Source organism: Salinivirga sp., assembly GCF_035268865.1.
Lineage (GTDB): Bacteria > Bacteroidota > Bacteroidia > Bacteroidales > Salinivirgaceae > Salinivirga.
In genome coordinates, this window is record NZ_DATFKB010000064.1 from 1 (window position 1) to 10,867 (window position 10,867).

Here is a 10,867-nt window from a genome sequence, read left to right on the forward strand (position 1 = left end):
TTTTCCCGTATACATCTGTACATGCTCAGTTTGCTTATTCTTTGCTTAAGATACGGGGTAAATACGATTCTGAAATACCAGGTGTGTATGCCGGGCAATACAATAATACACTGATGGTTGCGTTGCAAATTTACCTGGGAAAGCGCGATAAGTCTTAGTTTGCTTCATAGTGATTAAATAAAGTTTTGAATTAACTGACGGTTCAAATCAAAAAAAGCTAAAAACCTATAAGAATGAACAAGATTACGATATTAATTTTCTGCGTTTTTGCTTTGGCATCTACTACTGAAGCACAAATAAAATATGGCCTTCGTGGAGGTGTGAGCTCTTCTCAATTGACTTTGGATAAGGCAATTGAAGTCACAACCGCTGATAACCCCGACACCAAACTAAGGATGGAGGCCAAAAGAGCAAAAGTAGGGCTGCACTTTGGGGGAATGCTGCAGGCTACCATCGCAGGCATGTATATACAGCCTGAGCTGCTTATTGTATCTACCGGTGGCGAAGTTGAGGTGACCGAAATAGCTGATGACGGCCAAAAGATAGGATCAACCATTGCCGATCAGCGTTTTATGCGGTTAGATATACCTGTTGTAGCCGGTTGGAAGGTTGGCCCGGCACGTTTTGGGCTAGGGCCCGTGGCTTCTTTTAACCTGAGCGGCAATGACGAATTGCAAAAGATTATCGAAGAACGGGTAGGCGATGGAACAGCAGCTGAAGAAAAACTTACTGCAGCTTCATGGGCGGTGCAGCTTGATGCTGGCTTAAATGTATTGGGTATACTTGCTCTTGATGTGAAATATGAGTTTGGCTTGAGCAAACTTGGCTCAGGGGTGGAGATAGCAGATCAAAACTACAACTTTACACAACGTAATAATCAGCTGATTTTTAGTGTTGGATATCTGTTTTAAACTTAAAACTATATTTTTTAACAGAGGCTGTTTTCAATAGAAGACAGCCTTTTGTGTATAAAAAATCCTGTCAGATTATTAAATTTGTCTGTCACAATACATCAAGAGGGCCAAAGGTCCTTTGATAAGCTTATTTAAAACTTTTGCATTATGCAGATAAAACCTGTTAATGATTCGAGACGGGAAACATGTTTTTTAAATGTACCCCGGAAAATATATGCCAACGACCCAAACTGGACCTGTCCGCTCGACGCCGAGATTCGCGATATTTTTATCCCCTCACGCAATAAAAAGCTGGAGTATGGCGAAGCTCAACGTTGGATTTTAACCGATAAGGGTGGGGCGCTGATTGGCCGCATTGCAGCTTTTTACGATAAACGAAGGGCTTTTAAAGAAAAGCCCTATGCAGGAGGTATCGGTTTCTTCGAATGCATAGACGATTATAAAGCGGCGCACATGCTGTTTGATACTGCAAAAGCCTGGCTTGTAGAGCGTGGAATGGAAGCGATGGACGGACCTGTGAATTTTGGCGAAAATTACGTGAACCAGGGATTACTGGTCGATGGTTTTATGCCACAGGCATATGGTATGCCATACAATAAGCCTTATTACAAACAACTTTTCGAAGAATATGGATTTCGCACCTATTTCGAAATGTACTCTTATCATCTTGACCTGACCAAACCATTTCCGGAGCGACAGGTGCAATTTGCCAGGCATATAGCTTCAAAGAATGAATATGCATTTGAGCATTTTAAATTTCAAAACCACGAAAAGTACTTAAAAGATATTGTAAGTATTTACAATGAAGTATGGTCCCATTTTCATGATGATTACATTCCTTTGGAATATGATGAAATAGAAAAAATGATGATAGAGGCTAAACCCATTATACGAGAAGAGTATATTTGGTTTATTTATCATCAGCAGAAGCCCATCGGTATGTTGATTACCTTTCCCGACATTAATCAGATTTTGCGTAAGCTGAATGGGAAACTGGATTTTATTGGCAAATTGAAATTTTTATGGGCAAAAGCTACCACACCTGTTACACGAGCCCGGTTATTGATTGCTGGAGTGTTGCCCGAATATCACAAAACTGGTGTAATAGGAGCCGGATACATGAAACATGTGGACGAGCTGAGGAAGCATGGAATAAAAGAACTTGAAAGCTCATGGATTGGCGATTACAATACGACTGTAAATAGATTATACCGATTACTTGGAGCTAAAAAAGTTAAAACGCATATCACTTACAGGCATCTATTCGATCAGAATGCTACATTTAAGCGCTTTATGTCTGAATAGTTTCCGCACAAGACAGGAGGGCATAAAAACTCTTTCCACTACCAGTTTGTTCTAACTATAAAGACATATGGTTTTGGATATTAGACTGTTATTGATAAACTTGAATTTACGTTAAAGCGGAAATCATCATGCTCAACTACTCAGCAACATATACCGATCAGTATCAACTGACAATGGCAGAAGTTTATTTTCAGAAAAACCGTCATAATAAGAAAGCTGTTTTTGATTACTTTTTCAGGAAACCACCCTTTAATTCAGGGTATACTGTATTTGCCGGATTAGACACTTTGCTTGATATTCTTGAAAATTTCAGGTTTACCCAGGAAGACATTGATTTTTTATACAAACAAAAGCTTAACGATTCTTTTCTCGATTTTTTAAAGCAATACCGTTTTTCGGGCGATGTATACAGTGCAAAAGAAGGCGAAATTGTTTTTCCGACTGAGCCGGTACTCACTGTAGAGGCAGAAATGCTGGATGCCCAATTGGTGGAAACACTTTTGCTAAATGTGCTGAATTTTCAGTCGTTAATTGCGACCAAGGCGGCTCGTATGCGACAGGTTGCCGGTGACCGCGGCCTAATAGATTTTGGTTTGAGGCGGGCACAAAGTGCCGGAGCCTATCATGCAGCAAGGGCTGCTATTATAGGAGGTTTTAATGCCACAAGTAATGTAGTGGCAGGTAAAGATTTTGGCATTGCTGTTTCCGGAACCATGGCACACTCGCTTATTCAAAGTTATGAGGATGAATTAACGGCTTTTCGCCATTTTGCTGAGATCAGGCCCCATGATTGCGTACTGTTGGTCGATACTTACAATACACTGAAAAGCGGCCTGCCAAATACTATAAAGGTGGCCAAAGAGATGGAAGCACGGGGACAACAGCTAAAGGGTATACGCCTCGATAGCGGAGATTTGGCATTTTTATCACGCAAAGCACGAAAAATGCTCGATGATGCCGGATTGCAATATGTAAAAATAGCCGCCTCCAATCAGCTTGATGAGTGCCTCATTAAAAGTTTAAACGAACAGGGTGCACAAATAGACCTTTTCGGAGTTGGTACAAGCCTGGTTACCGGCCAGCCAGACAGTGCGCTCGATGGCGTGTTTAAACTTGCTGCATACGATGATGCACCACGTATTAAAATATCAGAATCAACAGCCAAAATTACTTTGCCCGGCCAGAAACAGGTTTATCGCATGACAGGGGAAAATGGAGTGTTTGTTGGGGCCGATGCAGTATGTATGAAAACAGATGACGCATTGGAAAAAATGTATCATCCTTTCGATAAATTAAAATCAATGAATGTGAAGGATTTTAATAAAGAGCCATTACTACATAAGGTTATGAGTGCCGGAAAACGTCTTCAAAAACAGCAGCCGCTGACTTCGATTCAGCAATATGCAAGTAACAGAATTGGGCAGCTTCCCGCCGAATATAAAAGATTCGAAAACCCGCACATATACAAAGTCGGATTAAGCGAAAAACTTAATAGCCTGAGAAATGACCTGATTCACGAACATTTGGATAATCTATAAAATCACGGAGCTATGAAGACCTTAATAATTGTTGATACTCAATACGATTTTATGCCCGGAGGCGCACTTGCAGTAAAAGAGGGCGATGCTATTGTGCCTGTCATTAACCAGTTGATGCCGGGTTTTGATTTAGTGGTAGCCACACAGGACTGGCATCCGGCCAATCACAAGAGCTTCGCCTCAAATCATGAGGGTAAAGAAACGTTTGACAAAATCGATTTACATGGTACGGAACAGGTGCTTTGGCCCGACCACTGCGTGCAGGAATCACAAGGAGCAGAGCTACATCGTGATTTGAATGATGAGGCCATTACAGCCATTTTCCGCAAAGGAATGAACCCGGAGATAGATAGCTACAGTGCTTTTTATGACAATAGTAAACAAAGCCCTACAGGGCTGGCCGGTTATCTGCGCGAAAAAGGAGCTGGTGACTTATATTTTTGTGGGCTGGCTGCAGATATTTGTGTTTACTTTACGCTCACCGATGCTTTGAAAGAGGGCTTTAAAGTAACCCTTATTGATGATGCCACGCGGCCACTTGATAAGGACGAATACGAAAAACAGAAGAAAAAGTTGACCGGTGAGGGTGTTAGAGTAATTAAAAGTAAGGATTTGAATTCGTAGTTAAAATTAAATTCAGACATAGAAAGAGGGGGCTGTGAATTTTCACAACCCCCTTTTTATTAATATTTAGATTGCTTTTATGCATTTCTGGCAATCATTTTATGTGCTTTTTTGCGTTCCTTGCGTACCCTGGCTACATACCACATAAAGTACATAGCAGGAACTACAACCAGAGTTAGGAATGTAGCGAATGCCAATCCAAAAATGATGGTCCAGGCGAGTGGACCCCAGAATACGGCGCTCATACCTCCAAAGAAAATATTTGGGTCAAGGTTTTCGAACAACGAAGCAAAGTCGATATTCATGCCAATGGCCAGTGGCAGCAACCCAAAAATTGTAGAAGCTGCTGTAAGCAATACGGGAGTCAGACGTACACGACCTGCCTCAATAATTTTTTCACGTACTTTGGCTTCTTTTGGATTACTGTCAATCGATACATCGGCGTAATCAATGAGAATAATGGCATTTTTAACCACAATACCAGCCACAGCAATAATTCCCATTCCCGTGAGAATTACGGAAATATCAATATTGAAAACTATGAATCCGAGCAGTACACCAATGATACTGAAAAGCACCTGTACCAGAATTATCAGAGGTTTTGTAATAGAATTAAACTGAGTAACCAGAATTATAAAAATTAATCCAACTGCAAGAAACAGTGCTAAACTCAGGAATGATGCACTTTCCTGCTGATCTTCCTGCTCACCGGTAAATTCCCAACTGTAGCCATCCGGCATTTCATAATTTTCCAGAGAGTTGCGTAATTGTTGTACTATTTCGTTGGCATTGTAACCATCAAGTATGTTAGATGAGAGCGTAATAACCCGTTCGTAATCTTTGCGAATGATACCACCATACGAAGACTCATATTTTACATCGACCACTGCGGATATGGGCACATTATTGACCTTTCTGCCATTGGCGGCTGGCACTATAAGTGTTTGGTCCATAAGCGCCTGAATATCGTCGCGGTATGTTTTGTTGAGCCGCACCATTATGGGGTATTCATCTTCGCCTTCACGGAACTTTGACACTTCACTACCATAGATTGCTGTACGCAGGGTAGACCCTATATAGGCTGTACTCAGACCCAATTCACGGGCTTTACGGCGGTTAATGTTAACCAGAATTTCCGGTTTACTTACCTCCATGTCAGATTTTAGCTCTTCAATACCCTCAATTTTAAGTGTATCAACAATGTAGCTTTGTATATTTTCTGATAATTGAACAAGTTTATCTATGTCTTCTCCAGCAATTTCCAGGTTAATGGGTTTACCGGTGGGAGGCCCCATATCTTCTACATCTACAATGATTTCTGCTCCGGGAATTCCTTCCAGTGCTTTGCGGAATTGATTGACATAAATTTCTGTGTGTGGGCCCGTGCGATCTTCGTAATCGACAAAACCTACGGTCACTTTGGCCAGTTTAGCCTGTGTGGTACGTTCAAACACATCCTGTCCGGCATTTGTGGCTACGTTAGAAATTACGTAATCCACATCAGGGTTGTCTTCGCCTAATGTTTCCATTACGCGGTTTTCAATGATATTTGTAACACTGTCGGTTTGTTCAATATCGGTGCCTGAGGGCATCGACAGATAAACCATGACTTTATCCGGATCTTTGTTTTCCGGGAATAGTACCACTTTGGGCCCAAATTGTCTGGTGAGGAAAATGGTGATGAATAATAAGGCAACTGTTGATGCCACAATTATATAAGCTCCGCGACCTTTCAGCAAGTAACGCAACGTGGATTGATAACTGCGCATCATTCTCGGAATTACCCGTTTCTGAAACTTATCAATAAGGCCTTCAAGTATATAGCGTACCAATAAAAACAACAATACTGCGGCAATAATCAGGTTGGCAATCATTGGCCAGCCAACTAAGTGCAATAATATTCCTGCACCTGCTCCAATGGCGGTAAATATGATGTTTTTCTTATGATTAATTTTCTTTTCCTGGTCGCCACGGTAGCGCATAAATGTAACAGCAAATACAGGATTCATGGTGTAGGCCACAAGCATTGAGGCTGCCAGGGTAATGATTATGGTTACGGGAATGTACATCATGAACTGGCCCATGATACCGGTCCAGAAAATGAGCGGGAAAAATGGTGCCATAGTGGTTAGCGTACCAGAAAAAACAGGAATGGCGACTTCTCCCACACCGCGTTTTACGGCTGGTGCAATGGGCAGGTTAGGCGTAAACATGTAGTGCCTGTATATATTTTCAACTACCACAATGGAGTTGTCTACTACAATACCCAAAACCAGTATTAGCGCCATGAGCACAACCATGTTGAGGGTAAAGTCGGCTACGGGCAGGAATATGAATGCCACAAGCATCGATAGCGGGATGGCAACGGCCACAAAAAGGGCATTGTCAACTCCCATAAAGAACATGAGTACGACTACAACTACCAAAAATCCAAGAATAATGGTATTGAACAGGTTGCTCACATTATTGCGTGTCATATCACTTTGGTCGCCTGTGGGTGTAATTTCGAGGTTTTGAGGAGCCCTCTCTTCAAAATCGGCCAACATTACTTTGATTTTATCAATGGCCCGGATGAGGTTTTTACCCGATTTTTTAATCACGTTCAGTGTAATAACGTCATCCTGGTTAAGGCGGGCATAGTCTTCTCTGTCCTCAAAACCATCTACAACAGATGCCACATCTTTTAGGAACAAACCATCGCGTAGTACGATATTTTCGATTTCTTTTACATCCTGAAATTCACCTATGACGCGCATTGTGCGTTCCATGCCTCCAACATCAATTTGTCCACCGGAGATGGTCATGTTTTCCTGCGCCACAGCTTCTCCAATGGTTTGGAATGTAACACCGGCTGCCTGCATTTTGTAGAGGTCTACATTAATTTGAATTTCACGGTTCAAAGCTCCTACAATATCAACACGGGTTATTTCTTCAAGTCCTTCAATATCGTCTTGCAGCTCTTCGGCCAGGTCTTTAATGCGCACTAAACTCAGGTCACCTGATAGGTTTATGTTCAGTATGGGGAATTCTGATAAATCAATTTCGGTAACTTCAGGGTCATCAAGCAGGTTATCGGGCAAATCTGGTTTGGCTTTGTCTACAGCATCTTTCACATCCTGACTTGCTTTTTGCTGGTCCACATTGGTTTCAAATTCAATTACGACCAGAGAAACATCCTGCAGTGATTTACTGGTCAGGTTTTTTATTCCATTGATACTTTTGAGTTGTTTTTCAAGTGGTCGTGTAACCAGGTTTTCCATATCGGAGGGTGAGGTACCCGGATAAATGGTGTTTACCATGAAATAGGGGAACACCACTTCGGGAAACTGCTCTTTTGGCGTACTTTGATAGGCCCAGATTCCCGATATGATCATCAGTACCGTGAAAAAGTACACGGTAATGCGATTATCAACGGCAAAATTGGTGAGTTTAAAACTTCTATTACTCATAATTAACGGTTTAAGGGTTTATTGTTCAAGGGTAATTACCTGGTCGTTGGCCACATCCTGGTAGCCGGCAGTTATGATATGGTCACCGGCATTTACACCGCTTACTATTTCGGCCTGTCCTTTATAGTTTTTGTTTACTTCAACTGAGCGGCGTTCTGCAATCCATTTATCACCCTGTTTTTTGGCTACGAAAAGAAATTCACCCTTATTATCGGTTTGTACCACATTTACTGGCACAGTAATGGCATTGCGGTTAGTGTAATCATTTACTATAACTACAGCGAGCATGTTTGGGGAAATATCGAGTTTGTGTGGTGGACGAATATCGATACCAAACGTGCGGTTGCCGGCATCGATGGCCCGGGCAACTGCAAAAATGGGGCGCTTAAAATCCGCATTCAGGGCAGGAATAGTTACAATTGCTGTGTCGCCTTTGCTTACCTGGCCAAAATAGGCTTCAGAAAGGTTGGCTTTAATTTTTAGTTTGCCTGTTCCTACAACGCGAATTCCTGATTTACCTGCTGCTGCCATTTCACCTTCTTTGATTATTATTTCATCGACCATTCCGTTTATTGGAGATTCTATGCGTGTCATCTCCAGTTGTTTTTGCAGTACTTTTAACTGCTTTTCAGCCGATTCTTTGTTGGTTTTGGCCTGCAGGTACTCTATTTCAGAACCGATCTCTTTTTCCCACAGGCGCTTTTGTCTTTCATAAACTGTGGTGGCGAGTTCAAGGTTGGTTTCGAGCTGACCAATTTGCCGCTCAATAATGTCATCATCTATTTTGGCCATTAATTGACCTTTTTTTACCATCTGGCCCTCTTTTACGAGCACATTGGTTACAATTCCGGGTTGCTCTGCCGGTACAAAGATGTTATTGTCGCTTTCTACACTTCCTTTAACTTCAACAAAATGGCGGAAAACTATTGGTTTTACCTGTTGAGTTGTCACATATGTTTTGTTCACATGCTTCTTTAAATCACCACTTTGTGTTAACTCTTTTTCAAGTTTAGTGATTTGGGCATTGAGTTGATCTCTTTCAGCTTTCAGTTCTTTCAGCTGTGTGTTTTTATCTTTTGTACATGCCGTTGCAGCCAGCACAATTGTTGTCAGAATGATTATTACTTTGTTCATCGCTGTAAATATTTTATTGTGGTTTTAAGGTTAATTTTCAATAGGTTGATATTGGTACGAGAGTTTATCGAGGCTTGCTTTAGCTTCAATTAATTTCATGATGGACTGGAAATAATTGCTTTGTGCCTGCAGATATTGATTCTGTGCCTGCGATAGGTCGAAACTGGTCGAAACGCCCTCTTTGTATTTAACCTGGGTCTTTTCATAAATACGTTTGGCCAGATCCATGTTCGATTTATTATTGCCATAAGTGTTTAGTGCTGTCAAATATTGATTGAGGGTGTTTCTGTATTGTATTTTCAGCCCGTTGGCAGCATTGGCTTTATCGTGCCGGGTTTGTTCCAGCTCAATTTCCCTTTGTTTAAGTTTCGACATGCGACCCCAGCTTGTAAAAATGGGTATCTCTACATTGACTCCCACCACGTCGGGCGGTTGCAGGTTAAATGCTTTGTCGTTAAAGTTTTCCTGATGGTTGTAAAATGCAGCGACTGTGGGTAGAAATTCAGCTTTTACATTTTTTACATCGAGCTCTTTCAACTTTTCCTGGGTATCGAGTAATTGATAGTTGATGTTTTGGGTTACATCGAAGTCGAATCCTTTGGCAGTGGTTACATTGTTTTGCGACATTACCGTTTCCAGGTCGTCAGCTAGCTGTAGCGGGTGTTCCAGATCCATGCCCAACGAGAGCTTAAGCATCTCTTTGGCTATTTTTGTCTGTAATTTGAGATTTTTCTTGTTGGTTTCAATGGTTGCCGCCGTGAGACGCAATTGGTCCACATCGGTGTTTTCTACAAAACCCTCTTCATACATCGCCTCCATTTCCTTAATACTTTCCTCTGTGGTTTTTAAAATTTCATCAAGCACCTGCATACTCTCTTTGGCAATTAAAACTCCGGCATATGCATTGGTAACGGTCTCTCTTAAATCTACAATTGATTGTTGCTCCATGTATTTGGACAATTGTTTGTAGGTTTTGGAGGCTTGCAAACCTACAATATAAGAGCCGTTAAAAATGAGCTGCGAAACCGAAACATCGAGTGTAGCTGTTGTACGGAGATCGTCGGTCGATGTGGTTTCTCCTCCTCCATCAGATGGCCCTTGCGGAACAGCATTTGGATCCAGCAGTCCGGCCTCCACCAGAGCTGTTGAATTAGTACCGATGGCCTGGTATATTGGTTCAAACATATCGCCCAGGCTGGAGAATTGTTCCAACGCATCGGGAACGGTAAGCATATAGGAATAAGCACCCGAGGCCGATACCTGGGGCAGGCCTATGGCAGTGGTTTCCCATACTTTCTTCTTGGCTTTCAGCACTTCAAGTTCAGCTTTTTGCACATCGTGGTTGTGCTCCAGCGCATAATTTATCGCTTGCTGGAGCGACATTACACTGTCGGTAGCCTGAGATGTTTCATTTTGAGCCCATCCCAAAGCAGAAAACAGCATAATGACTGGTAAAACAATTAATTTTCTCATGGTTTAAGGTTATTTAAATTGGTAATCTTTTTTTCGTTTTTCGTAATATTCAATGCCTTTTTGATTGGCTATGCCCCGCACATGGTTTTCGAACATAGTTTCAAAAATCAATTCAAAGGTGATATTGTTTTTACTAAAGAAATCAGGATCGTGCATATCTTCAATTTTATTGATATACAAAGTGGCCACTACTTCTGGATTTATCTCTTTACGGTAAAGCCCTTGCTCCATGCCTTGCTGCAGATTTTGATAAACTGCATCATAAGCAAATTTTTGGGATTGCTCCATATGCTTTCGAAATATTTCCGGGTAATACTTTTGCAGATCAAACGTCACTGCCGGCGTAAAGAGCTCCATTTCTTCATTAATCAACTGGCTCATTTCCAGCAAAGCATCGATGGCATTAGTGCCTTTTTCTGCTACCATATTA

General features: G+C 41.6%; 7 protein-coding genes and 1 pseudogene. 4 read left to right on the top strand and 4 right to left on the bottom strand.

Annotation, left to right across the window (positions count from 1 at the left end; genetic code table 11):
• Positions 1-233 precede the first annotated feature (233 nt).
• From VJ937_RS04015 to pncA, 4 genes are all read left to right on the top strand, one after another.
• The gene (locus VJ937_RS04015) at positions 234-911 is read left to right on the top strand and encodes a porin family protein (protein WP_324065607.1); all 678 of its coding nucleotides are present in this window, start codon (positions 234-236) and stop codon (positions 909-911) included.
• A 150-nt stretch (positions 912-1,061) separates the two neighbouring features.
• Entirely contained in the window at positions 1,062-2,219 is a 1,158-nt protein-coding gene (locus VJ937_RS04020) for a hypothetical protein (protein ID WP_324065608.1), read from the top strand.
• A gap of 128 nt (positions 2,220-2,347) precedes the next feature.
• Positions 2,348-3,757, top strand: coding sequence for a nicotinate phosphoribosyltransferase (locus tag VJ937_RS04025; protein WP_324065609.1), 1,410 nt, complete (start codon positions 2,348-2,350; stop codon positions 3,755-3,757).
• Positions 3,758-3,769: 12 nt separating this feature from the next.
• Entirely contained in the window at positions 3,770-4,381 is a 612-nt protein-coding gene (pncA, locus tag VJ937_RS04030; RefSeq protein WP_324065610.1) for a bifunctional nicotinamidase/pyrazinamidase, read from the top strand.
• A gap of 77 nt (positions 4,382-4,458) precedes the next feature.
• Here the strand turns inward: pncA and VJ937_RS04035 are convergent, their stop codons facing one another.
• The 4 genes and pseudogenes from VJ937_RS04035 to VJ937_RS04050 form a co-directional block, all read right to left on the bottom strand.
• Entirely contained in the window at positions 4,459-7,830 is a 3,372-nt protein-coding gene (locus VJ937_RS04035; protein ID WP_324065611.1) for an efflux RND transporter permease subunit, read from the bottom strand.
• Positions 7,831-7,848: 18 nt separating this feature from the next.
• On the bottom strand, positions 7,849-8,964 hold the full coding sequence (locus tag VJ937_RS04040; protein WP_324065612.1) for an efflux RND transporter periplasmic adaptor subunit: 1,116 nt from the start codon (positions 8,962-8,964) through the stop codon (positions 7,849-7,851).
• A gap of 30 nt (positions 8,965-8,994) precedes the next feature.
• Positions 8,995-10,437 (bottom strand): TolC family protein, encoded by a 1,443-nt coding sequence (locus tag VJ937_RS04045; protein WP_324065613.1) that lies wholly within the window; start codon positions 10,435-10,437, stop codon positions 8,995-8,997.
• Between the two features lie 9 nt (positions 10,438-10,446).
• Positions 10,447-10,867, bottom strand: a pseudogene (locus VJ937_RS04050) (hypothetical protein); the annotation flags it as partial.

What these genes read in the sequence shown, in the direction of transcription:
- VJ937_RS04040 (WP_324065612.1), bottom strand. Translation starts at nt 8,964, where the DNA reads ATGAACAAAGTAATAATCATTCTGACAACAATTGTGCTGGCTGCAACG.
- VJ937_RS04025 (WP_324065609.1), top strand. Translation starts at nt 2,348, where the DNA reads ATGCTCAACTACTCAGCAACATATACCGATCAGTATCAACTGACAATG.
- VJ937_RS04045 (WP_324065613.1), bottom strand. Translation starts at nt 10,437, where the DNA reads ATGAGAAAATTAATTGTTTTACCAGTCATTATGCTGTTTTCTGCTTTG.
- pncA (WP_324065610.1), top strand. Translation starts at nt 3,770, where the DNA reads ATGAAGACCTTAATAATTGTTGATACTCAATACGATTTTATGCCCGGA.
- VJ937_RS04015 (WP_324065607.1), top strand. Translation starts at nt 234, where the DNA reads ATGAACAAGATTACGATATTAATTTTCTGCGTTTTTGCTTTGGCATCT.
- VJ937_RS04020 (WP_324065608.1), top strand. Translation starts at nt 1,062, where the DNA reads ATGCAGATAAAACCTGTTAATGATTCGAGACGGGAAACATGTTTTTTA.
- VJ937_RS04035 (WP_324065611.1), bottom strand. Translation starts at nt 7,830, where the DNA reads ATGAGTAATAGAAGTTTTAAACTCACCAATTTTGCCGTTGATAATCGC.